We start from the raw sequence: 25,372 nt of genomic DNA on the forward strand, positions 1-25,372 counted from the left end.
ATAATGTCTATTGATTTAGATAAAATGAAAGCCATTGAAATTGCTATGAGTCAAATTGAAAAACAGTATGGAAAAGGATCGATAATGAAGCTTGGTGAGCAAAGTGCTTTAAATATTGAAAGTGTATCTACTGGTTGTTTAGATTTAGATATTGCACTAGGTATAGGTGGATTGCCTAAAGGAAGAATTATTGAAGTTTATGGACCTGAGTCATCTGGTAAAACTACAGTTGCTTTGCATGTTATTGCAGAAGCTCAGAAAAAAGGTGGAGCTGCAGCATTTATTGATGCTGAGCATGCTTTAGATCCATCGTATGCAAAAAATTTAGGGGTAGATACTGAAAACTTAATAATTTCTCAGCCAGATAATGGTGAGCAAGCACTTGAAATTGCAGAGGCATTAGTAAGATCGGGAGCTATTGATGTTATTGTAATTGATTCTGTTGCAGCACTTGTTCCTAGAGCTGAGATAGAGGGAGAGATGGGGGATTCGCATGTTGGACTTCAAGCTAGACTTATGTCACAAGCTCTAAGAAAACTTGCGGGACATATAAATAAATCTAAATGCGTGGCGATATTTATAAATCAATTAAGGGAAAAAGTTGGGGTTATGTTTGGTAATCCTGAAACCACTCCTGGAGGAAGAGCATTAAAATTTTATGCATCTGTCAGACTAGATGTTAGGAGAATTGATTCAATAAAACAAGGTGATGAAATTGTAGGTAACAGAACAAGAGTTAAAATAATGAAAAATAAGGTTGCTCCGCCTTTTAGAATTTCGGAATTTGATATTATATATAATAAAGGCATATCTAAAGAAGGAAGCTTATTAGATCTTGCTGTTAAAGAAAATATAATTCAAAAAAGTGGATCATGGTTCTCTTATAAAAATGAAAAATTGGGACAAGGAAGAGAAAATGCTAAACAGTTTTTATTGGAAAACAAAGCTATATTGCGAGAAATAGAAACGTTAATTTTAGAAAAATACAATATAGCAAAATCTGATAACTCGGATGAAATAAAAGATATTGATAAGAAAGAAACAAGTGTAAATAGTGACAATGCAACGGTTTAAAAAATGTTATTATTTGTGTTAATAGCTTTTAGTTATAATTGACATTAAATAAAAATTAATATAAAATTATCTATGATACTGGTTACTAAAAGTTTTAAATGTTTTCAGTAAGAATAAAATATGGCACCAACACGCTTTTGATAAATAAATTTTTAAGAGCAAGGGGGTGTTATAGAACTATGTATATAGAAATTTTTAATATAGTTTTTTCTGCTGTAAATATATTTTTAATTATATTTATGGCGGTTATGATAATCTCAATGAAAAAACGTTTAAAAGAACGTTATGATGCTTCTATACTTAAGATTAAGAAGGAAGAAGAAGAAAGAAAGAATTTGTTTGAAAATACTAAGAAAGAAGCTGAGGCATTAAAGAAAGAGTTATTAATTGAAGCTAAGGAAGATGCACATAAGTTAAGAATGGAAGTTGAAAAAGAGTCTAGAGAAAGAAGAAGTGAAATACAGAGATTAGAGAGAAGAGTCTTACAAAGAGAAGAATCTCTGGACAAAAAGAGTGATGTTCTAGAAAAGAAAGAAAAGGAATTGAACGTACGTGCATCTGAGGTTGATAAACTTGAAAAGGGTATAAAAGAAATTGATATAAAGAAAAGACAGGAATTAGAAATAATTTCTAATATGAGCTCAGAAGAAGCTAAAACTTTTTTACTTAATGAAGTTAAGAAAGAAATAACTTATGAATCAGCGATCTTAATAAAAGAGTTTGAAACAAAAGTGAAGGAAGAAAGTGAAAATAAGGCTAAAGAAATAATAACAGGAGCGATTCAAAGATATGCAGCAGATCATGTTTCTGAATCTACTGTTCATGTGGTTGCACTGCCTAACGATGAAATGAAAGGTAGGATCATAGGAAGAGAAGGTAGGAATATAAGAACCTTGGAGATGTTAACTGGTGTTGATTTGATTATAGATGATACTCCGGAGGCTGTGGTTTTATCAAGTTTTGACCCTGTTAGAAGAGAAATTGCAAAAATAGCTTTAGAAAGATTAGTGTTAGATGGAAGGATTCATCCTACCAAAATTGAAGAAATGGTTGAAAGAGCAAAAAGAGATATAGAAAATGAGATCAAAGAAACAGGCGAGCAAGCATTATTTGAGACAGGTATTAACGGAGTACATACGGAGATAGTTAAGCTGTTAGGTAAATTGAAATTTAGAACTAGTTATGGGCAGAATGTACTTAAACATTCTATAGAGGTTGCGTATTTAGCAGGTACTATGGCTTCGGAACTTGGTTTGGATGCTGGAGTTGCAAAAAGAGCTGGATTACTTCATGATATAGGCAAAGCCTTAGATCATGAGATAGAAGGTCCTCATGCTTTGATTGGATACGAGTTTGCTAAACGTTATAATGAGTGTGATGCTGTTGCTGAAGCGATTGGAGCTCATCATGAAGATATACCTATGACTAGATTAGAATCTATTTTGGTGCAAGCTTCTGATGCTATATCAGCAGCACGTCCTGGAGCAAGGAGAGAAACCTTGCATGCGTATATAAAAAGGTTGAATCAATTGGAATCTATAGCTAATTCATATGAAGGCGTGGAGAAGTCTTATGTTATTCAAGCTGGAAGAGAAATAAGGATAATAGTTAAACCAGATATTATCGATGATTTAAATGCTAATTGTATGGCTAGGGATATAGTTAAAAGAATAGAAAGAGAATTAGAGTTTCCTGGACAAATTAAGATAAATGTTATAAGGGAAACAAGAGCAATTGAATTTGCAAAGTAAAAGTGATTTTGGTGTACAAATTGAATTAAATTTGATAATGTTCTATTCTCTGGTTAGAATAGTTTATTATATATTTTATTTTAATGAATTTTTATATGTGATGTAGTTTTTTTAGATTAATTATAGGGGGCCTAAATATGGAAGTGTTAAAAGTTTCTACAAAATCAAATCCAAATTCAGTAGCAGGTGCATTAGCGGCAATTTTAAAAGAAAAGTCTTTAGTAGAAATTCAAGCAATCGGAGCTGGGGCTATAAATCAAGCTATTAAATCTGTAGCTATTGCCAGAGGTTTTGTTGCTCCTAGTGGTAAGGATATAGTTTGTATACCTGCTTTTACGGATATACAAATTGATGGAGAAGAGAGGACGGCTATTAAATTAATAGTTCAACCTAGATAATTTAAATTGATAATAGCTTTTTCTCGAGAATTATGAGATGATTTTTGTTTTGTATAAGATAAATTTTATAAATATATAAAGGAGAGTTTAAAATGGAATCAATTAAAGTTAAAATTTCAAATAATACTGGTTTACATGCTAGACCCGCAACATTATTGGTTAAGAAAGCATCTTCGTTTGCATGTGATGTGAGTGTTGAAGCTAATGGTAAAAAAGTTAACGCTAAAAGTCTTATTGGAATTTTATCTTTAGGAGCTACTAAAGATACAGAAGTGACTATTATAACTTCAGGTAAAGATGAAGTTGAAGCTGCTAAAGAGTTAGCTAAGCTAATTGAAACATTAGAAGATTAATTTGAGTTTTATATTTAATATAAATAGAAAGTAAGAAGGGAATACTTCTTACTTTCTTATTGTTAGGAGTATGGGAACATAATATAGCTTCAATAAAATTTTATGAAAATCTAGGATTTGAAAAATTTGATGTACATATTTTTAAATTAGGTAATGACAAACAAATAGACTATTTAATGAAATTAATTTTATAAGATCAACTTCGCAAAATATAAATTTTGCGAAGTTGATAATAAGTTAAGTTGAATTAATATATTCTCGTTTTAAAAAGGGTGATTAATTAAATGGAAAATAAAGAGTGCTCTATTATAATATCTGATTTTTTGGATTATTTGTCTGGTATTAAAGGGGCATCCGAAAAAACGATAAAAGAGTATCGTATAGATCTGATTGGTTTTTTTAATTTTATTATAAAAAAAAGAATGAATTTAAAAATTCGACATCAGGAAATGGATTTAGAGACCCTTAAAAAAGTTTCAATAAGTGATATGTATGCTTATGTAAGATATATCGATAAAGAGCGTTTAAACGCTCATAATGCACGTGCCCGAAAAATTTCTTCGTTAAGAACATTTTATACTTATCTTACAGACAAAATTAAGGTTATTGATAAAAATATTGCTTCTGAATTAGAAACTCCAAAAATTCCTAAGCGTAATCCTATTTATCTTGATCTTGAAGAATCGAAAAAAGTTTTATCTACCTTAGAACCTGATAAAAAGTTTTATACTCGTGATTATTGTATTATTTCTATGTTTTTGAATTGTGCTTTAAGATTGTCAGAACTCGTTTCTATTAATATCGAAGATATAGATTGGGTAAATAATTCTTTATCTATTATAGGTAAGGGTAATAAAGAAAGAATAATTTATTTAAATGAAATGGTTTTGAATTCTATAAAGAATTATTTGAAAGATCGTAATAAATATCGAATTAAAGAAAGTTTTAAAAATGCATTATTTATAAGCTCTGTTGGTCAAAGGATTAGCAATAGAGCTGTAGAAGAAATGGTTAAGAAACATGTGAAAAATTCTAGCATTGATAAGAAGATTACTCCTCATAAGTTAAGGCATACTTCGGCTACTCTAATGTTTAAGTATGGAAAGGTTGATATACGAACGCTTCAAAAAGTTTTAGGTCATGAAAATATTTCCACAACGCAAATATATACGCACGTTGATGATGAAGGAATCAAAAATGCTTTTAACTCTAATCCCCTTAATTTATGATTAAATAGTACAAAAACTAACCCTTTTATCTTTGGGTTAGTTTTTTAATACTATTTAGAATAGCTAATTGTCCATGCTCAAAAGTTAATGATCCTTGCAAGTAAGCTACATATGGTTCTCTTATTGGAGCATCACATGATAATTCGATTGATGCTCCAGATACGAATGTTCCTGCTGCCATTATTACTTGATCATTGTATCCTGGCATATCCCAAGGTTCGCATTCTAAGAAAGAATCCACTGGTGAATTTTTTTGTATCTCTTTACAAAAGTTGATTAGTTCATCTGATGTATTGAATTTGATTGCTTGAATTATGTCACTACGTTTTACATCATATTTTGGATATACATCATAACCTAGATTTTCAAAAATTCTTGAACTAAAGATGGCTGTTTTCATTGCTTCTACCACAATATGCGGAGCAATAAACAATCCTTGAAATACTTGTCTTAAATCTGTAAGACTCGCTCCACATTCTGCCCCTATACCAGGAACTGTTAATCTATACGCAGCATTTTTGATTAAATCAGTATCCCCTACTATGTATCCTCCAGTTGGAGATAATCCCCCTCCAATATTTTTAATTAAAGAGCCAGCCATTAAGTTTACGCCAACATCTGTAGGTTCTATTATATCAGTAAATTCACCGTAGCAATTATCAACAAAAATACATAAATTTTTATCTACGCTTTTTATAATTTTTACTATATCTTTTATGTCATTAGATAAAAGGGATTTTCTGAGAGAATATCCTCTAGATCTTTGAATGTAAATCATTTTTATGTTTTTATTATTATTGAGAATTTTTACAATGTTCTCTGTATCAAAATTACCATCATCTTTTAAATTACATTCAAGATAAGATACTCCAAGATTTCTTAGACTACCCTTTTGTTCGTTTTCATAATTTAAACCAATTATATTTCTTATTGTGTCATATGGTTGACCGGTTATTGAGAATAAAATATCTCCTTTTGATAAATTTCCTAAAAGAGCACAACCAATCGCATGAGTCCCATTAACAAATTGAAGTCTGACTAAGGCACTTTGTGTTCCGAAAATATCTTTGTATAAATTTTCAATGCCTTCTCTACCTAAATCTGTATAGGCATAACCACTTGTTGTTTTAAAATGTGAATCAGATATCTTATTGTCCTTAAATGCTTTTAAAACTTTATATTTATTCTGTAATTTTACTTGATTTAATCCTTCAAATATATGTTTTACGTCATTTAGGCTTTCAGTGTATAAATTTTCAATATAATCTCCGAATAAATTTTTAATAAAACTGCTCATAAATTTTTAGTGTTAACTCCTATTAAAATCATTAAGTATAAATTCTAAAATTTCACTTTCATTCATTTCATCTCTAGAAATAAATATATTACCCTCTTCTTTTCTAAACCAAGTCATTTGACGTTTCGCATAGTTTCTTGAGCCTTGCTTTATTTTTTCAATTGCTTCATCATAAGTTGTAATATTATCTAAATAATCTAAAATTTCTTTATATCCAATTCCTTGCATCGATTGAAGATCTTTTGTGTAACCAAGTTTTTTCAAATATATCACTTCATTTAAAAGACCATTTTCAATCATTGCATCAACTCTATTATTAATATTTTCATATAAGCGATCTTTGTTTAACGTTAAAGTGTAATATTTGTAATTAAAAATAGGAATATTTTTTTGCTTAAATGAGCTAAAAGGCTTGTTAGTTAAATGATATACCTCTAAAGCTCTTACTACTCTTTTTACATTATTGTAATGGATTTTATTGTAACTTTCCAAATCGATATCTTTCAAAAGATTATGTAAATATTTATTCCCATTATTTTTAGCCAAGTTATATAAATGATTTCTATATTCTTTGTCCTCGCCTGATTCACAAAAGCTTTGATCAAAAATAAGAGAACGTATATATAAACCTGTTCCACCAACAATAATGGGTAAATTTCCTCTGTTTGTTATATCTTTAATTGCATTTTTTGCAAGCGTTGAGTATAATGATACGTTAAAAATTTCATCAGGTTCGCAAATATCAATTAAATGATGAGTTATTCCATCCATTTCATGACTTGATATCTTGGCAGAACCAATATCCATATGCTTATATATCTGCATTGAATCAGCAGAAATTATTTCTCCATTTAAATTTTTTGCTAGTTTAATCGATAAACTAGTTTTACCAACACCAGTTGGACCTGATAATATTAAAATTTTTTCCTTCATATCCTTTAAGTCCTTTTAAACATTTTTTCAATTTCGTTTAATGAAAATTTTATTATTATTGGACGTCCATGCGGACAAGTAAATGGATTTTCTAATTTCATAAGCTTTGATATCAGAACTTTTATATCTTCATCATTAAGTTTACAATTTGCTTTAATTGCACTCTTGCATGCTTTTTTCGCAATTAAATCATATTTAACTTCAGCAAGAGTTCCTGATCCAAAATTATCAATGTTCTGGATTATATCTAAAATTAAAGATTTAGCATCACAATCTTTAAATTCAAACGGAACTTCTCTAACTACTATTGAATTTTCTCCAAAGGTTTCCATTGTGAAACCGCAATTTTCAAAGTAATGTTTGTTATTTTCATATACGGAATATGAAAATTCATTTAAATGTATTATAGAAGGAATTATTACCTGTCTTGAAATTTTTCCATTATTAAGTTTAGTTGTAAATTCTTCAAATAAAATTTTTTCGTGAGCGACATGTTGATCAACTATGTAAAAATTATCATACCACTCACCTATTATGTAAGTTTTATTATACTGTCCTATTATTCTAAAATCTGAATTTTGTGCATTATTCAAAATTTCAAATTTTAAGTTTTCTTTAAGTTCTTCAAAATGATTTTTACCAAATTCTTCGTTGCTTACTAGGTCGTAAGGTAATGTTTCTGTATCGTCATTTTTATTATTACTATTTAGGTTGTTATGTTTATTTATCAATTCTTGTAACTCTGCTTTTGAAAATGGTGACGGTTCTGTTCTGGATAAATTAAACAATTTATCGTTTGGCGAAGTAATGCTGGTCATATCATTTTTCTTTACTAAAGTAGAATTTGATAAACAATCGTTCAATTTATTTATGCAGGTTTTATATAAAAAGTTATATACCATTCTTTCATCTTGAAATTTGATCTCGGCTTTGGTTGGATGTATGTTAACATCTATATCATTTGGATCAACATCCAAAAATGCAATGAAGAATGGATATTTATTTATTGTCAAGTAATTTCTGTAAGCATTCTCTATAGATAAAATCAAATTTCTATTTTTAACTATTCTATTATTTACAAATAGATATTGATTGTTTCTTGAACTCTTACAAAAGTTAATATCTCCAAGATATCCAAAAATATACACTTTTTCACATTTATTTTCTACAAAAAATAAATTATTTAGTGTATCTAAACCAAAAATATCAATTATTGCATCTCTCAGGCTTGTTCCATTTGTCTTAAAGATCAATTTACCATTTGATATATACTCAAAGCATATTTCAAAATTTGATAAAGCAAGTCTAATTATAACATCTCTAATTATCGCAGTTTCACGACTTTCACTTTTTAAAAATTTAAGTCTTGCAGGAGTGTTGAAGAAGATATCTCTAACAATTATTTCTGTACCGATGTTACACGAACATTCTTCTTTATTAATAATTGTTCCTCCATGGATATCTATACCCATACCATATTCAAATTCTTTGCTTCTTGATTTTAGTGATACTTTTGAAACTGATGCAATGCTTGGAAGTGCTTCTCCACGGAAACCAAATGAAGTTATATTAAATAAATCATCTTCTGATGAAATTTTACTTGTAGCGTGTGGTAAAAATATTTTTTCAATATCATCTCTATGAATACCTTCACCATCATCTATAACTTCTATACACTCCTTTCCTCCACCAGTAATTTTAATTGTGATATTTTTAGCTTTAGCATCTACGCTATTTTCAACCAACTCTTTAACTATAGCAGCAGGTTTTTCAACAACCTCACCTGCTGCAATTTTATTTGTAATTGAACTATCTAAAATATTTACTCTACTCATAATTACATCTCTATAAATTTTTACTGTTTTCAACTAGCTCATTTAATTTTGTAAGGGCATCCATCGGAGTTATGTTTAATATATCGATAGATTTTATTTTTTTGATAAATTCTTGTGTTTCGTCAATTTCTTCAACGATAATTTCTTCTTGTGAGTTTTGGTATTCAATTATATCTTTGCAGTCTATTTGTTTTTCGAGAGTTTTCATAACATTTTTCGCTACATCTATAATGTATTGATTTATGCCTGCAAGTTTTGCAACTTCGATTCCGTATGAATCATCAACAGCCCCTTTTGATACTTTTCTTGAAAAAATTAGATTATCGCCAATTTTTTTTGCAGATACACTATAATTTTTTACATTAGGTATAATTTCTTCGATTCGTGTAAGCTCATGATAATGAGTTGCAAATAGTGTTTTAGGTCTAACTTTACTAATAGATGTTAAATATTCTATTATGGCATAAGCGATGCTAAGTCCATCGTACGTGCTTGTCCCACGCCCAACCTCATCAAGTATTATCAAACTATTTTGCGTAAAATTATCCATTATGTGAGCAACTTCTTTCATTTCAACCATGAATGTGCTTCTCCCAGTTGATAAATCATCTGATGCTCCGATTCTTGTGAAAATTTTATCGCATATGGATATTTGAGCTTTTTTCGCAGGAACAAAGCTTCCTATTTGAGTCATGATTACAATAAGTGCTACTTGCCTCATAAACGTTGATTTACCAGCCATGTTTGGACCTGTTATAATATGTAGTTGCTCCTCAAAATTATTAAGATATACATCATTAGGAACATAATTAAATTTATTTAAGAGTTTTTCAACAACAGGATGTCGTGCTTCATGAATATCAATTACTCCATCTTCAGTTATTTTTGGCTTAACATACTTGTTTTTTATAGCAACTACTGCAAGCGAAAATAAACAGTCGATAGTTGCGATATGCCTTGATACTTCTTTCATTCTAACAACATTTTTTTCTACCTTATCTCTGATATCTAAGAACACTTTATATTCTAAGTCATTTAATTTTTCTTCAGCGGATATGATTTTCTCTTCAAGGTCTTTAAGCTCTTCTGTTATATATCTTTCAGAATTAGCTAGAGTTTGTTTTCTTATATAGCGATTTTCTGGAACTAAATCATAATTTGATTTACTTACTTCTATATAGTATCCAAAAATTCTGTTATATCCTATCTTCAATGATCTAATGCCTGTAGTTTCTTTTTCCTTGTTTTCAATATTTAAAAGACATTCTTTGGAATTAAATTTTATATTTTTAAGTTCATCAATTTCAATATTATAATTTTCTTTTATGATCGAGCCATCCTTTATAGCTATACCAGCATCATCTGAGATCGAATCTTCTATAAGATCATAAATATCATCAAGCACATCAAAATGATTGTATATATCTTTAAATAGCGAAGCGTTAAATTGAATTAAAATTCTTTTGATCTCTGGCAATAGTTTAAGACACTTCTTCAATGAAAGTAATTCTTTTGGGTTAATCGTCATCAAAGAAATTTTTGATATTAATCTATCTATGTCTGTTATTTCGGATAATAAATTTTTTAAATTTGCGTGAAGGTTATATTTTTCAATTAATTCTTCTACGCAATTTTGCCTTCTTATTATTTTTCCGATCTTAAGAAGAGGCTTTTCAATCCATCGTTTTAAAAGTCTTGATCCCATAGAAGTATTTGTGTTGTTTAAAACCCAAAATAAACTCGATTTTTTTGAATTGTCATATGTATTTGTTATAAGCTCTAAATTCTTTTTAGTGTTTTTATCAATAAGAAGAAAATCATTTATGTTATAAAATTCAACTTGTTTTATGTTTGATAAACTCATTCTCTGAGTTTCGTATATGTAATTATAAAATCCACCGATTGAATTAATTTGATGTTCGTATAAATTTTTTTCCTTATCAACATTTTTTGGAAGTTTTGCATTGGTAAAGAATGCGATGTCTTTTGTTGTAATGAGGAATTCATTTTGAAATGGTGAAAGTAGTTTATCAAAATTAAAATCCTCATTAACAATAAGTTCCTTAGGAGAAAATTTCATTAATTCATCAATTAACAGAGAAGCATCATCTAATGATGTGCTATATACTTCACCCGTAGTTATATCTCCAAAAGTCACACCAAAAACTTCGTTATAAATATCATAAAAAACACTTCCGAGAAACACATTAAAGAAATTATCGTTTGAATTTTCATTAAAATATGTACCAGGAGTTATTATTTTAACAACATCTCGATTTACAATACCTTTAGAGGCGTTAGATTCTTCTATTTGTTCACAAATAGCAACTTTAAAACCTTTATTTATAAGTTTGTTTATGTAAGTAGGCGATGAAACATGAGGAATGCCACACATAGGGGCTTTTTCTTCAAGTCCACATTCACGCTTAGTTAAAACAAGTTCTAATTCTTTTGATGCGATTTTAGCATCTTCAAAGAACATTTCATAAAAATCACCTAGCCTAAAAAAGACTATACAATCTTTGTATTTATCTTTAATTTGTAAATACTGACTCATCATTGGTGTTATCATAGCAAAATTTCTCCTAAGATTTTAAAATTTTTAGATTTGTTTTCCTTCGAGTGAGAATGATTTAGGATTTGTAATTTTCACATCTATAATTTTTCCTACACAACTTTTATCACCAACAAAATTTACAAGTTTTCCATTATCCGTTCTTCCAGTGAGTTTATTTTCATCATTTTTGGAATTTCCTTCAACAAGAACTTTAACGATTTTATTTTCATAAGTTTTGTTTATTTCAGCACATATTTGGTTAACTGTATCAACGAGCCTGTTAAATCTTTCGTGCTTAACATCGTCAGGAATTTGATTAGGCATCATGTCAGCACCTGTGAATTTTCTGTTTGAATATAGGAACATGAATGCTGAATCGTATCTAACTTCACGAACAAGATTTAGTGTTTCTTCAAAATCTTCTTCAGTTTCACCAGGGAAACCTACAATTATATCTGTAGTTATAGCGATATCTGGTATTAAATTTTTAATCTTTTTGATTTTCTCAAGATATTCTTCTTTGTTATAGTGCCTGTTCATAACTTTTAATACTCTATTTGAACCGCTTTGAACAGGTAGATGCAATTGGTTACACACCTTTTCGCACTCTTTCATGACATTTATTAAATCATCAGAAAAATCTCTAGGGTGCGATGTCATATACCTAATTCTTTCTATGCCTTCAACCTCATTTACTTTTCTTAAAAGCTTAGGGAAATCTATGTCTTCATCTAAGCCCTTCCCGTAAGAGTTAACATTCTGACCTAAAAGAGTTATTTCTTTATACCCTTTTTTTGCTAGTTCTTCAATTTCATTTATTATGTCCTTTGACTTTCTAGATTTTTCACGTCCACGAACTTGAGGAACGATACAATAAGTACAGAAATTATCGCACCCATACATTATAGTTACGAAAGCTTTTAAAGAGCTTTTTCTGTCTATTTCCATTCCTTCTATAATTTCATCAGAACCGGCTTCTATTTCGAGTATTCTTTCATCATTCATTAAAACACGGTTCAAATATTCAGGGAATTTATGTAGATTATGTGTTCCAAATATTATGTCAACAAAAGGATATTTTTTAGATATTTCTTGTGGTATACCTTTTTGTTGCATCATGCAACCACACACAGCTATTATTAAATCCTTTTTATGTTTCTTGAGATTTTTTAATTGTCCCAAATTTCCATGAACTTTTAGTTCAGCATTTTCACGAACACAACAAGTATTAAAAATTATTATGTCAGCATCGTTTCTATTTTCGCATGAGGAATATCCCATAGAGATGAGCATTCCAGATAATTTTTCGGAATCTTCCTCATTCATTTGACAGCCCCAAGTTTCAATAAAGTACAATTTAGTTTTTTTATCGGTTTGTAAAAAATCCAATGTTAAAACTACTCTCCTTTCATTTTTAAAATTCTTAATAATTATAACATATTTCTTATATTTTAAAATTACATTCATTAAAAGCTATTTGCTTATTTTCCAATCTCTTTAAAAGTCAAAAGCTTATCTCTATAATATTCGTATTGTTTCTTCCTGGCTTCAATTTCTGCAGGAAGTCCTTCGGTTAAATCATTGCAAAGCTTGTCAAACTTATCGAGTATTGAAACTATTCTTTCTTGTTCTTCTAAGGAGGGAAGAGGAATTTCTATATCTAATAAATTACTCGGAGTTACTCTAATAACTTTTGTTCCATGTGCTAACCTACGTTTTTGCGTAAAAAACATTTCTGTATAAAAATAATAAGCTAGATAAGATGGGTTTTGATTATGTTTAATAATTACAGCATCTCCACTAATTGCAGCATCTTCATCTCCCAACCAAACTAAACACTTACATAAATCTTTAAGATTTTCGCTCGTTACTGCCATTATGATATCATTCTTCTGAGCTTTCTTTGATTTTTCAAAAATTTCTCCCTCAACAAAACTAATTGTATTTTTAACTTTCATTCCATATTTTGTATATATCTGCCCATAATGAATACATGGAAATCCTTCATCTCTAAAATCTTTTTTCTGAAAATTTCCACCTCTAATTATCGTTGCAACATCCTTGAGTTTTACCCTCGGCACATCATCACCAAACGTAAATAGCTTATCTCTATAATACTCATACTGTTTCTTTCTTGCTGTAAGCTCTGCTGTAAGCTCTGCTGTAAGCTCTGTAAACGAATCTAAAATATGTACAATCTCTTCTTGAACTTCTAGGGGTGGAATTGGGATCTCAAACTTCTCTATCATGGGTTTTCTTATAGATTTTACAGTTGCACTTACAGCCTTTTTCAAAATAAATTTTTTGAAAAAGACACAAAAATAATAATACACAAACTTTACATTAATTAAATTTCCAGTAAAATGTATCCTATAAACTCTTTGATGAATAGCATATTTCCCATTTATATAATGATATATCTCTCCAATCCTACCTTCTCCAGGTATAATAATTGCTTCCTCATCATACTCCCATTCATTTTTTCTTTTTACAATTTGTGAACGTATAAAAAATGGATAATTCCCACCTTCCTCTGCTTCATTACCATTACTACTTCCAGTAGTAATCTCTGCTAAATTTTCAATTGCTTTATACTCAACGCCATCAGGACAAAGTTTTTTTATCAATTCATCTATATTGCTCATCTATAAGATCACGTCATTTCTACATAAATTTCAAAATTTTACTATTATATATCATTTTAATCATCAAAATTATATCATGAATTTATAAATAATTCTATTTGCTACTTTTATGAATATTCACTAATTTAGTATAATACAATTAAATGTACTATTTATTTATTAATGGAGGATGAATTATGGATCAAACAAGTGTACAACTAGATACAAGAATGAATAACGAATCATTTATAGACATGTTTTTATTAACAAATAAAAGATTTTTACCCTCATCTAAGATGAATTTGATTAAAGAGAAATTAATGAGGGTGGACAATTATAGATTGGATAATGTTCTATCATTAGATTTTAAAGATCCAATTACAACTTTTATGTTTTCAATGTCTTTAGGTGTATTTGGAATAGATAGATTTACAATTGGAAGTGTAGGAATAGGAATATTAAAACTTTTAACATTTTGGTTTTTCGGCTTGCCATGGTTTATAGATTTATTTTTTATCCAAAACGCAACAAAAAACAAAAATTATGAAAAGTTATTAGATGTTATTGGATAATTAAAAAGGAGCAATTAAATTGCTCCTTTTTGTTTTTTTAAGAATTTATAAAAGTAAATCCCCATCCGTCTGTATTTGAAGTAGATCCCGAAGAGCTTCCTCCACTGCTACCGCTACCACTTCCATTTGAACTAGATGAATTATTTGTCTTAAAATTAACATTTATAATTTCCTCTATAAGTCCAGCCCCTGGGAAATTCGCAAGTATTACACCACAAAACTTAACATCGTTATCTACAATATAATCAAAAGTTAAAGTATTTGTGCCTTCAAAGGCAATAGTTGAGAAAATTCCAAGTCTATTAACTCTTGGAAAATCTGGATAATATGAATTAAATCCTGGTGTAGTAAGTCCAGTTGATAATCTATTAGCATCCGTTCCAGAACTAACATGACCACTTGCAACAAAGTAAGGTAATGCTCCACCTTGTCCAGCTATATTATTTTCATATCTAATGCTAGGATTAGGTGAGTTAGATGTTTGATATAATTGATTTTTTACCTTTTGCCATTTTGAATATAAATCCCAATTAGTTGCAAGATAATTGTCGGCTTGTATTGAGGCATTTTCCTCATAAGGTATAGTCTTCCATCTTCTTCCCTTTGTTTCATAATCAGCAAGAAGAATTATTTGACCTCTAGCGTCACCTAGTCTAGGGTTTGTTGTTTTAGATCCATCAAATATATAATGATCTAATTTGTCTTTTTCTAAAACTGTTTGAACTTGATAAGCAAAGTTACCTGCACTATCTCCACTCTGAGTTACTTTTAAAAGTACAGTTTCATCTCTGTGTTTATCAAGAAACTCCCCTATTGTTTTTACAACATCTGATAAACTATGTCCCAAAGAAATACCTTCTTTGTACACTTCGAACTTATTTTGCTCTATATTTTTAACCCAGATATCTATATATCTTATTCCAGATTCGAGTTGTGTTTTAAGATCCATACTTTGAGTTAAAGTAAAGTCGGTATGATCTCCATATGCCATAGATTGATTTGTACCTGGTATACTCAATCTATTTATTAGAATATCATCACTTAAGCCAGACATCCAATTAGGTTTACTCAAACCCACATTACTATCATGAGAATATGAACTATGCTTATGTGCATTTGCCCTAATAGGAATTATAAGTAAACTAAAACACAATAAAAAAGATAAGAACTTCAAAAACTTTTTCAATTGTTTCACCTCATGAAATTTACAAACTTTAGTTTAAGTTTAGATTTATTAAAATTTCGTTTATTTCCTAAGAATACTTTACCATGTATAGCAAAAAATTTAAATACTTTATTAAAAAATAATTTATAATTTATTAACAATATGCTATTATAATCATAAAAATTAATTATTATAGGAGTTAAAGAATGAATAAAAATAAACTTTTAATTAAGTTTACATCAGTTGCTTTGCTATCATCTGTTATTTCTTTAGGATTCATCGGACAGATATCTAGTGCAATGTTACGACTTCCTATGAAATTAACTAGTGGAGGGCTTTTAGGTTTATTAAAAAAGCCATTTACCTCAAGTGCTTCATCATCACCATTTGTAAGAGGTGGATATGGTAGAAATCCTGTTCGATATACAACTGAAACGGATTCAGGATATTCATTTGATAGAGGCGGTTTTGGGAGAGTAGCTGTAAGATTCCCTGATAGTAGTAGACAGAACTTACCAAAATTCAATAGGCATAGACAATATGGTGGGGGTAATTTCCAAGTAGGTAGGGCTAATAGTTAATTTGACATATATTATATTTTGTAATTTTTAATAAGAGGTATTAATAATGAATAAAACTAAACGTTCAATTGTTTGTAAATCAGTTGCAGCTTTGTCATTGGCTTTCACGTGTTTAGGGTTTTATACTAAAGAATCTAATGCGATAAGATTTCCAAAATTATCACCATTAAAATTACCAACTAATCTTCCAGATGTTACATTAGGACCAATATGTGGTAAAACTAGTAAAGGTTCAAATCAATTACCTGGGGGAAGGGATTCTATAGTTTTAAAATCTTTTGGAGGAGGTCAAACTCAGAGTAGTAGTCAAAATGGACCTGCAGATCCAAATCTTGGACTTTTCAGACTCGTTTGTCGCTAAATTTCAGCTTAACAATTATAAACTTTAAATGTGTGCGGTGTAATTACCTTTTCAGGATATTACGCCGTTTTTTATTAATAAAATTATTATTTAATTTTAAAATATTGATATAATACATATAGGTAGGGCTAGAAGTTAGTTTAAAAAAATAATATAGAATTCTCAAAACAGTGTTTCGTTATTTTCATATAAGGGAAATAACAACACTGTTTTTTGCTGTTTTTACTCTTTATGAGAAATTTATTGATTTATAACTGTTATATGTGTTATGCTGTTATTGTAGATTATATAACAGTGTAATCAGTTAGGAGGGTGATCGTGAAACTTATTATTTCAAATGTATCGGGTATTCCAATATATGAGCAAATTAAGCAACAAATCAAATCTGCAATTATGTCTGGTGATCTACAGAAAGGTGAAACACTTCCTTCATTACGTACCCTTGCTAAAGAATTAAAAATTAGTGTTTTAACTGTAACAAGAGCATATACAGAATTGGAACAAGAAGGTTTTGTAAAAAATATTCAGGGGCGAGGTTGTTTTGTTTTAGATCAGGGATCCGAACTTTTAAAGGAACAGTTGATTTGTAAAATAGAGAATAATTTATTGGAGGCAATAAATACGGCCCGCGTTGCAAATATTTCCAAAGAAGATTTACATAACCTTCTAAATATTTTAATGGAGGAAAAATAGATGGAGAATTGCTTAGAGGTAAAAAATCTATCAAAGTCTTTCAAAAATTTTCAATTAAATGATATTACTTTTACACTTCCAAAAGGCTATATTATGGGATTAATTGGTCCGAATGGATCTGGGAAAACAACTATAATAAAGCTCATATTAAATATGTTAAAACGTTCAGATGGTGAGGTTAAAATTTTAGGACTTGATAATATTAAAAATGAAAAAGAAACAAAAATGAATTTGGGTGTTGTTTGTGATTCAAATTATTTTAGTGATGAGTGGAAAGTGTCACAGATTGAAAAGTCCGTATCGTTATTTTATAAAAATTGGGATACACAAAAATTTTCAAATATGTTGAAGAAATTTAATATTATCACTTCTAAAAAAATAAAAGAGCTTTCTAAGGGAATGCAGATGAAACTTATGCTCGCATATGCTTTTTCATATAATGCAAAACTATTGATATTAGATGAACCTACCAGTGGTCTTGATCCTGTTTCAAGAGATGAACTCCTTGATATCCTATTAGAATATATTGAGGATGGCGAACACAGCGTTCTATTCTCTACTCATATTACTGAGGATTTAGAGCGTATTGCTGATTATATTACTTATATTAAACATGGAGAATTATTTTTTAGTGGTGGTAAAAATGAGTTTGTAGATATGTTTCGAGTAGTCAAAGGAGGAAATGAGGAATTGTCTATGAATTTAAAGAGAAAAATTGTTAATATTAGGAATTTTTCGACTGGCTTTGAAGCTCTTATTAAAACAGAAAATTTAAAAGACTTTGAGCATTTAAATATTGAGAAAGCAACTATTTATGATATTGTTGTATTTACGAGTAATAGAGGTGAACATCATGAGTAATATTTTGAAATTATCAAAGTTGGATTTTGATCTAGTAAAACCTTACTTGAAATCACTATATTTAAAAATGATAATACCTATTTTTTTTGTAGCTATCTCTCAATCACTAACGGCAGGGATTTCATTTGCGATGTTTTTGGTTGTTACAACAATAACATCATATATTTTCTCCGTTACAGAAAAGAATTCTATGGAACGATTTTATAGTGTTTTACCAATCAAAAAAAGTGAGGAAGTTATTGGACGATATATTTTTGTTATAATATCAGGTTTAGTTTCATTAATATTTTATTTGATTTTCCAATATGGCGTATTAGTAATTTTAAATAAGTCTATTAGTATTTATGAGATTATATTTTCTGGTTTTATAGGTATTGTTCTTTTTACTTTTTCTGCAGTTTTTCAACTTCCTGGGTATTATAAATTTGGATTTATCAAAGGTAAAGTATTTATGTATATACCTCTGTTATTATTTTTCATAACAAATTTTTCCTCTATTAATTTAACTAAATTATTTCAGGTTATTGGATATAATTCACCTATTCTATTAATATCATCGCTTATAATCTTTGTAGTTATAGCTTGGATTATTTCTATTTTGATATCTATTAATATATTAAAAAATAGAGAAATGTAGTGTAAAACTTATTATAAATAGTATTTTAGGTGATAAAATGTAAAATTAACAGGAGTAAATAAGCTTAAAATATGTGCAGTATAACTATTCTGTTATAGAATGTTATACTGTTTTTTATATCTATTTAAAACGTTAAAAACTAATAAAATAATTATTTAATCTTAAAATATTGATATAATACATAATAAAATGTTTTAATAATTTTTATTAAATGAGTTGGGATGTGATTGTTTGTTAATCTCAAATAGAATAAGAAATACAAAAATGTCAGCGATTAGAAAGTTAACACCTTTCGCTAAAGAAGCTAAACAAAAAGGATTAAAAGTTTATCATATGAATATAGGTCAGCCTGATATTGATACACCTGAAGAATATTTTGAGGGACTTAAAAATTATCATAAAAAAGTATTGGGATATGAACCTTCAGAAGGAATTGATGAATTAAGATCTGCTTTTTCAAATTTTCTTGGAAAAAATAACATAGATTATTCACCCGAAGAAATTTATGTAACAAATGGTGGGAGTGAAGGTTTATTATTTTCATTTCTCATGATATGTGATGAGGGGGATGAAATTCTTGTACCCGAACCATATTATAGCAATTACAACACAATCGCAAATTCTTGCGGTGTAAAATTGGTATCTTTCGAAACCTTTATAGAAGATGGATTTCATATAAAGAGCAAAGAATCTATAGAAAAAGTAATTACATCTAAGACAAAAGCAATTTTATATTCAAATCCATCAAATCCAACTGGAGTTGTTTATTCAATAAAAGAACTTCAAATGATTGCGGATGTTGCACATGAAAACAATTTATATATCATATCAGATGAGGTTTATCGTGAACTTGTGTATGATGGTATAAAATATGAATCTATATTCTCTATCGAAAAAATAAGGGAACATTTAATATTAATAGATAGTCTATCTAAAAGATATAGCGTTTGTGGTTCAAGAGTTGGAATGATAGCAACCAAAAATAAAAATTTAAGAGAAGAAATTGTTAAACTTTGTCAATCACGTTTAAGTACATCATCTGTTGAACAATATTCGGCATTAAATCTTTTGAAAATTCCTACATCTTATATTGAAAACATAAGGGATATATATCAAGAAAGAAGAGATGTCGTTTGCGGAATTTTAGGAAAGATAGATGGAGTTAAGATATATAAACCTGAAGGAGCATTTTATTTAATAGCCTCATTACCTGTTGATGATGCTGAAGATTTTTGTAAATGGTTATTAACTGATTTCAACATAAACAATGAAACAGTTATGTTCGCTCCAGCTGAAGGGTTTTATATGAATAATGAGGTGGGAAAATCTCAAATAAGATTATCTTATTGTATATCAGTTAAGGATTTAGAAAAGGCACTTCATATTTTAAAAGAGGGGCTAAGGTCTTATAATAACAAAAATTAAAGGAGAGCAAATTATGCTCTCCTTTATTATTTTAAACTTTTAAATTCTTTGTGGTTTAGTATTCTATTTAATATCAATCCAACAATGGCTGCAAGACTTAATCCTGTTATAGACACATTTGGAGTTATAGGGATACCGATTGATATTCCTTTATTAGATAAATAACTTGTACCTATTCCTATTAAAATAATTGCTATTATTACAATTAGATTTTTTATACTTTTAAAAGATTTGCTATCTCTTATCGTTCTTATTCCTATATAGCTTATCATCGAAAATAACATTATACTTATTCCACCCATAACTGCCGATGGAATACTTTGAAGGAATCCACCGAATACTCCAATAAATGAAAGAAGTATTGCGTATATAGCTGTATATCTTAACAAAGAAGGATTATAGTTTTTTGTGATTGCAAGGACTGCAGTGTTTTCACCATATGTTGTGTTTGCAGGTCCTCCTATAAATCCTGATACTACTGTAGCAAGCCCATCTCCAAGAAGAGTTTTATTTAATCCAGGATCTTCTATAAAATTCTTTCCTACAACTGTTCCATTAGTTGTCATATCTCCAACGTGTTCCATAAATACAGCTATAACTATTGGAGCTATTATTATTGTTGCCTCAAGGCTAAACTTTGGTAGTGTAAAGTTTGGAATTTGAAATAAACTAGCGTTTGTTATTGAGCTTATATCCACTCCACCAGAAATTAAACTTAGTAAATATCCAAAACCAACAGCTATTAAAATTCCTAATTGCTTTAAAAATCCTTTCCCAAATACATTTATTAATATCGATGTAACTAGTGTTATTAGTGCTATTACTACATTTTCAACTGCCATATTAAGAGCACTAGGTATCAAATTAAGACCTATGACAGCAATCATAGCACCTGTTACTTGAGGGGGAAAATATTTTTTAATCTTATCGATACCGATAAATTTGATTACGAAAGAAAGAAGAACATATATAAGACCTGCAACAATGATACCACCTTGTGCAAAAGCTTTATCACCGTTTGAAATTTGATTTGCTGATATAACAACTGGTATGAATGCAAAACTAGATCCCAAAAATACTGGAACTTTACCTTTTGTACAAAGATGAAAGATTAAAGTACCAAGACCTGCACAAAATATTGCGACAGACGGATCAAATCCAGTAAGTATTGGAACCAGTACTGTTGCACCAAACATTGCTAAAAGGTGTTGAATTGATAAAATAAAATTTTTCATAAAAAACCTCCTGAATAATTAGGAGAACATGTCTCCTTTTCTAGCATCTCTGTGCTAATTTAAAAGGGATTAATTTATTTTTTAGTTATAGTCACTGAATCTTCTACATCATCAATTTCTTTTAAATTAACGTGTATGATTTCATCTTTTGATGTTGGAATATTTTTACCAACATAATCGGGGCGTATTGGAAGCTCTCTATGCCCCCTATCAATCAAAACAGCTAGTTGTATAGATTTAGGTCTATCAATATCTATTATTGCATCCAACGCACTTCTGATTGTCCTTCCTGTGTATAAAACATCATCAATTAAAATAATAATCTTATTTTTTATATCAAAATCTATTTTTGAATTATTTATAGTTGGCTCTTCTGAAATTTTTTGGAGATCATCTCTATAAAGACTTATATCAAGTTCACCAATATTCAAAACTTTATTTTCAAAATTTTTAATTTGTTGAGCTATCCTTTTAGCGAGATAAATCCCTCTAGTTTTAATACCAATAAGTACAATGTTATCAATTCCTTTATTTTTTTCGATGATTTCATGACTTATTCTTGTTATAGATCTCTCTATAGATTTTTCATCAAGCAACTTTTTCATAAATTAAATACCTCCACTCTTAACATAAAAAAGTTCCCTACCACAAGGATAGAGAACTTTTATAGATAAAATGGAAGTTATACAAAATAACGTCTAAATATAAAATAACTTTTTGTAGTATTAAAAAGTAATCTCGATCCTTATGATATCACTGTATCATTTAAAAAACCTCAATTAATATTATAACATTAATTTAAAAATTTTCAATAATATTTTTACGTTTTATCTGTATAAAATTTTTGAATTTTTGAACATCTGTATTAATTATAAGCTCATGAGGAAAATCAACTTCTTTAATTAAATTGAATGCAAGTTCATTTTCTCCAACTTGTGTACAAAAATGAGAGTCACTCCCTATTGTTATGAATGCTCCTACATTTTTACATATTTTCAAAATCTCTTTAAGATTTTCATAAACATTTGCCCTACTGCTAGTTGGTTTCAAAGAAGAATTATTTACTTCTATTAAAGTATTTGTGTCTTTTGCTTTTTTAACAACTGCTTCGAAATCAATTGGAACATTTCCATTTTCAGGATGACCGATTATGTTTACATATGGATTATCCATAACTTTAAGAAAAGCATTCGTATTTTTTTCGACTGTACTCACGCTTAAACAAATACTGTGAAAACTTGCAATACAAACATCTAATTTACGCAATATGTTTACAGGAAGATCAACGCTTCCATCGTAATCTATAATGTTTAATTCTACTCCCATAAAAATCTCAACACCATGAATAAATTTATCAATTATTTTAAAATTTTTAAAATATATTTCATGAGCAGAGCCGGGCATATTCGGAGCATGATCTGTAATACACAGAAGTTTTAATCCTTTTTTGCTTGCATAAAATGCCATTTCGCTTAATGTTGAATACGCATGACCGCTAGCGATTGTATGAGAATGAGTGTCTATTAAAAGTTTCATATTTAACTCCATTCTTTAAGTTTGAATTTTAAATTTATTTTTTGGCATTACTTTAAATAAGTAAATGATGTAATGAGCTACCGTGTAAAATACCAATACTGATGCAATAATTATTTCTATGTTAACAATTATTGGTAACCATGAAGGAATCATCATAGCCGCACTAAAATTAGCCACAATTTGTTTCAATGCAGTTGCCGTAATTACAAATGGAAATGTAAATGCAGCAAAACTAGGATAAAATTGTAATTTTAAAAATTTTGGAAGTTGAGTTAAAACAATAAAATATATAGTTTGAGCTATGCACCCACCAATAAATAGTAAAGTGAGTGATTTGTTTTCGAAAACAGCACAATATCCTGCAATTGTTAAGCTCATGGGTGCTGTATAAAGACATAATAGAGGTTTTAACGGCACATCCACCTCATGTTTAAAATATCTAAATGTAACTAGCACAAATAAAACAATAAAAGCAGCAAGCCCTAAAACAACTATAATTTTACCAACAGCTTGTAATTTAAATTGGACGCATGTAACTGCAGCAACTATAGGTCCAACATATGCAACGAAATAAGTTGGGAAAATATCTTTAAGTGAAAAATTGGAAAATCTTCGTATACTGAAATAAATAATAAGAGAAATATGACCAATAAAGGCAAATATCCAAATCATAAATGCAAGCAATATTAAACGTTCGGGTATATAGGTTGTTAATACCATAATAGCCATAAAAAACGCAGCAAAAACACTTGAAACCACAGGACTCCTAAATTCTTCTATAAATTCTTGAGCACAAAAAATAAATTTAGATGCTACCATCAATATAAATATAAGTGCCAAAATACCGCAAAGTGCATATACAAACATAGAATATGGCTTTAACAAATTTCCTAATGATGCCAATCCTAATCCCACACCAGCTATAGGCAAAGGTATCTTTGATAAAAATTCTTTCATGTTATTCATTCCCTCTTAAATTTATTTATTACACTATTTAGTTTAATAAAATTTAACGAATAATTACAAGTTTGATTTTTAGATATAAAAAGCAACTAATTGTGATTCTAGCTGCTTAATTCGTATTCTGCATACTTTTTTAATTTATTTATCAATTTTTCATTGTCAAATTCCTTATTTCTCAAATAAAATTTAACACCAAATTTTATAAATTTGTATGGAAACTTCATAGATAAATCAAATAAACGTTTTTCTATATCGTTGAATTTATAACGATGATTATAAAATTCAAATATTTCATTTAACAATCTCATATCAAATTTATTTTTATAAAACACTCTACGAGCAAACCTCGCTAGATCGTAAACAAAATTATTAATGCATATTCCACCGAAATCTATGAGATAAATTTTTTTGTTTTTTAATATGAGATTTTGGTAATACAAACTATTATGACATATTGATTTATTATTGGTTAAAAAATCCTTTATATCGCTTTTGGATAAATCTGATATAATGCTATGTAATATTTTTAACGCTGTATTTATATTTTCATAATAAAACATATCTATAGAATTCCACGATTTTTTATTTAAAATGATATTTCTTATATTATAAAGATCTATAAGATTTTTATCGAAAACTATTTCCCAATTTGAATTATCTTCTATACTCAAATCTGAATAGTCTATACCAGCAAGAGATTTATGAAATAAATAAATAGAATGTATAGATCTCTTGATATTTTTAATTTTCCTAAGATCAACTTCAATTCCATCAACCCATGAAAAACAAGAATAATATTTATTACCCAATTTAAAATAAAATTGATTATTATTATTGTGAAAAATTTTCTGACAAAACTTAAAATTATTTTTATGAAGATAATGAAGAACTTTTTGTATGTTCAATATTTTTTTATCTGACCTAAACTCTTTCAATAAAATATTATGACCTTTCGTTGATATCTTATAAACACTCCGAATTTTTTTGATTTTATAATTTTTTATACCATAACTTTCCAGAGTTCTATCTAAATTTTCATTGACTTCTACCATATTCAAATTCCTTTAAATAATTATAATACAACATATTAATATACAATAACATCAATATTGTTACTATATTCATCATTTTACCTCTTTTTAAAATAGTTTTTGGCTAATAACTTTATTAATCCAGTAATTCAAGATATAATAATACTTAATATAAAAATTGTTCAGTAAAATACAGGAAACACATTCTATAACAAATAACATAAGTTTTGTAATTTTACTATATTTTAGGATTCAGAAAGG

General features: G+C 28.7%; 25 protein-coding genes. 13 read left to right on the top strand and 12 right to left on the bottom strand.

Going from position 1 to position 25,372, the window contains the following annotated elements; all coding sequences use genetic code 11:
• The first annotated feature begins 3 nt into the window (after positions 1-3).
• The 6 genes from recA (at position 4) to RATSFB_RS03415 (ending at position 4,805) form a co-directional block, all read left to right on the top strand.
• Positions 4-1,074: a recombinase RecA gene (recA, locus tag RATSFB_RS03395; RefSeq protein WP_014094648.1), complete on the top strand. Its 1,071-nt coding sequence runs from the start codon at positions 4-6 to the stop codon at positions 1,072-1,074.
• 179 nt (positions 1,075-1,253) lie between these two features.
• On the top strand, positions 1,254-2,825 hold the full coding sequence (gene rny / locus RATSFB_RS03400; protein WP_014094649.1) for a ribonuclease Y: 1,572 nt from the start codon (positions 1,254-1,256) through the stop codon (positions 2,823-2,825).
• 137 nt (positions 2,826-2,962) lie between these two features.
• On the top strand, positions 2,963-3,223 hold the full coding sequence (locus tag RATSFB_RS03405; RefSeq protein ID WP_014094650.1) for a stage V sporulation protein S: 261 nt from the start codon (positions 2,963-2,965) through the stop codon (positions 3,221-3,223).
• Positions 3,224-3,315: 92 nt separating this feature from the next.
• On the top strand, positions 3,316-3,576 hold the full coding sequence (locus RATSFB_RS03410) for an HPr family phosphocarrier protein (RefSeq protein WP_014094651.1): 261 nt from the start codon (positions 3,316-3,318) through the stop codon (positions 3,574-3,576).
• A gap of 59 nt (positions 3,577-3,635) precedes the next feature.
• Positions 3,636-3,770, top strand: coding sequence for a GNAT family N-acetyltransferase (locus RATSFB_RS07240; RefSeq protein WP_242821425.1), 135 nt, complete (start codon positions 3,636-3,638; stop codon positions 3,768-3,770).
• Between the two features lie 90 nt (positions 3,771-3,860).
• Positions 3,861-4,805 (top strand): tyrosine recombinase XerC, encoded by a 945-nt coding sequence (locus RATSFB_RS03415; protein ID WP_014094652.1) that lies wholly within the window; start codon positions 3,861-3,863, stop codon positions 4,803-4,805.
• A gap of 25 nt (positions 4,806-4,830) precedes the next feature.
• On the opposite strand, the gene RATSFB_RS03420 is transcribed toward RATSFB_RS03415, so the two are convergent.
• The 6 genes from RATSFB_RS03420 to RATSFB_RS03445 all read right to left on the bottom strand — a co-directional run bounded on the left by RATSFB_RS03420 (position 4,831) and on the right by RATSFB_RS03445 (position 14,072).
• Positions 4,831-6,102, bottom strand: coding sequence for an aminotransferase class I/II-fold pyridoxal phosphate-dependent enzyme (locus tag RATSFB_RS03420; protein ID WP_014094653.1), 1,272 nt, complete (start codon positions 6,100-6,102; stop codon positions 4,831-4,833).
• 12 nt (positions 6,103-6,114) lie between these two features.
• Positions 6,115-7,035 (bottom strand): tRNA (adenosine(37)-N6)-dimethylallyltransferase MiaA, encoded by a 921-nt coding sequence (miaA, locus tag RATSFB_RS03425; protein WP_014094654.1) that lies wholly within the window; start codon positions 7,033-7,035, stop codon positions 6,115-6,117.
• Positions 7,036-7,040: 5 nt separating this feature from the next.
• Positions 7,041-8,870, bottom strand: a complete 1,830-nt coding sequence (mutL, locus tag RATSFB_RS03430; protein ID WP_014094655.1) for a DNA mismatch repair endonuclease MutL — start codon at positions 8,868-8,870, stop codon at positions 7,041-7,043.
• 10 nt (positions 8,871-8,880) lie between these two features.
• A complete protein-coding gene (gene mutS, locus RATSFB_RS03435; protein WP_014094656.1) occupies positions 8,881-11,442 on the bottom strand; it encodes a DNA mismatch repair protein MutS in 2,562 nt (853 codons plus the stop codon).
• A 30-nt stretch (positions 11,443-11,472) separates the two neighbouring features.
• Entirely contained in the window at positions 11,473-12,816 is a 1,344-nt protein-coding gene (gene miaB / locus RATSFB_RS03440) for a tRNA (N6-isopentenyl adenosine(37)-C2)-methylthiotransferase MiaB (protein WP_044035646.1), read from the bottom strand.
• A gap of 92 nt (positions 12,817-12,908) precedes the next feature.
• The gene (locus tag RATSFB_RS03445) at positions 12,909-14,072 is read right to left on the bottom strand and encodes a restriction endonuclease subunit S (RefSeq protein WP_014094658.1); all 1,164 of its coding nucleotides are present in this window, start codon (positions 14,070-14,072) and stop codon (positions 12,909-12,911) included.
• A 176-nt stretch (positions 14,073-14,248) separates the two neighbouring features.
• Between RATSFB_RS03445 and RATSFB_RS03450 the strand changes: the two genes are divergently transcribed.
• Positions 14,249-14,623 carry a TM2 domain-containing protein gene (locus RATSFB_RS03450; RefSeq protein ID WP_014094659.1) on the top strand — a complete coding sequence of 125 codons (375 nt, stop codon included), beginning with the start codon at positions 14,249-14,251 and terminating at the stop codon, positions 14,621-14,623.
• 37 nt (positions 14,624-14,660) lie between these two features.
• Here the strand turns inward: RATSFB_RS03450 and RATSFB_RS03455 are convergent, their stop codons facing one another.
• A complete protein-coding gene (locus RATSFB_RS03455; RefSeq protein ID WP_014094660.1) occupies positions 14,661-15,818 on the bottom strand; it encodes a phosphatidylinositol-specific phospholipase C domain-containing protein in 1,158 nt (385 codons plus the stop codon).
• Positions 15,819-15,994: 176 nt separating this feature from the next.
• Between RATSFB_RS03455 and RATSFB_RS03460 the strand changes: the two genes are divergently transcribed.
• The 6 genes from RATSFB_RS03460 to RATSFB_RS03485 all read left to right on the top strand — a co-directional run bounded on the left by RATSFB_RS03460 (position 15,995) and on the right by RATSFB_RS03485 (position 20,346).
• On the top strand, positions 15,995-16,369 hold the full coding sequence (locus RATSFB_RS03460) for a hypothetical protein (protein ID WP_014094661.1): 375 nt from the start codon (positions 15,995-15,997) through the stop codon (positions 16,367-16,369).
• 46 nt (positions 16,370-16,415) lie between these two features.
• Positions 16,416-16,730, top strand: a complete 315-nt coding sequence (locus RATSFB_RS03465; protein WP_014094662.1) for a hypothetical protein — start codon at positions 16,416-16,418, stop codon at positions 16,728-16,730.
• Positions 16,731-17,048: 318 nt separating this feature from the next.
• Positions 17,049-17,423: a GntR family transcriptional regulator gene (locus RATSFB_RS03470; protein WP_014094663.1), complete on the top strand. Its 375-nt coding sequence runs from the start codon at positions 17,049-17,051 to the stop codon at positions 17,421-17,423.
• On the top strand, positions 17,424-18,284 hold the full coding sequence (locus tag RATSFB_RS03475; RefSeq protein ID WP_014094664.1) for an ABC transporter ATP-binding protein: 861 nt from the start codon (positions 17,424-17,426) through the stop codon (positions 18,282-18,284).
• Positions 18,277-18,921 (top strand): ABC-2 transporter permease, encoded by a 645-nt coding sequence (locus tag RATSFB_RS03480; protein ID WP_014094665.1) that lies wholly within the window; start codon positions 18,277-18,279, stop codon positions 18,919-18,921. Before RATSFB_RS03475 ends, RATSFB_RS03480 begins: the two co-directional genes overlap by 8 nt.
• 231 nt (positions 18,922-19,152) lie before the next feature.
• Positions 19,153-20,346, top strand: a complete 1,194-nt coding sequence (locus RATSFB_RS03485) for a pyridoxal phosphate-dependent aminotransferase (RefSeq protein WP_044035537.1) — start codon at positions 19,153-19,155, stop codon at positions 20,344-20,346.
• Positions 20,347-20,372: 26 nt separating this feature from the next.
• Here RATSFB_RS03485 and RATSFB_RS03490 read toward each other — a convergent pair whose 3' ends face one another.
• From RATSFB_RS03490 to RATSFB_RS03510, 5 genes are all read right to left on the bottom strand, one after another.
• The gene (locus RATSFB_RS03490) at positions 20,373-21,581 is read right to left on the bottom strand and encodes a uracil-xanthine permease family protein (protein ID WP_014094667.1); all 1,209 of its coding nucleotides are present in this window, start codon (positions 21,579-21,581) and stop codon (positions 20,373-20,375) included.
• A gap of 74 nt (positions 21,582-21,655) precedes the next feature.
• A complete protein-coding gene (gene pyrR, locus RATSFB_RS03495) occupies positions 21,656-22,186 on the bottom strand; it encodes a bifunctional pyr operon transcriptional regulator/uracil phosphoribosyltransferase PyrR (RefSeq protein WP_014094668.1) in 531 nt (176 codons plus the stop codon).
• A 193-nt stretch (positions 22,187-22,379) separates the two neighbouring features.
• On the bottom strand, positions 22,380-23,117 hold the full coding sequence (locus RATSFB_RS03500; protein ID WP_014094669.1) for a phosphatase: 738 nt from the start codon (positions 23,115-23,117) through the stop codon (positions 22,380-22,382).
• Positions 23,118-23,132: 15 nt separating this feature from the next.
• Positions 23,133-24,074 carry a TDT family transporter gene (locus RATSFB_RS03505; RefSeq protein ID WP_014094670.1) on the bottom strand — a complete coding sequence of 314 codons (942 nt, stop codon included), beginning with the start codon at positions 24,072-24,074 and terminating at the stop codon, positions 23,133-23,135.
• A gap of 107 nt (positions 24,075-24,181) precedes the next feature.
• On the bottom strand, positions 24,182-25,132 hold the full coding sequence (locus tag RATSFB_RS03510; protein WP_014094671.1) for a phosphotransferase: 951 nt from the start codon (positions 25,130-25,132) through the stop codon (positions 24,182-24,184).
• Between the last annotated feature and the right edge of the window lie 240 nt (positions 25,133-25,372).

This window comes from Candidatus Arthromitus sp. SFB-rat-Yit (assembly GCF_000283555.1).
Taxonomy (GTDB): Bacteria; Bacillota; Clostridia; order Clostridiales; family Clostridiaceae; genus Dwaynesavagella.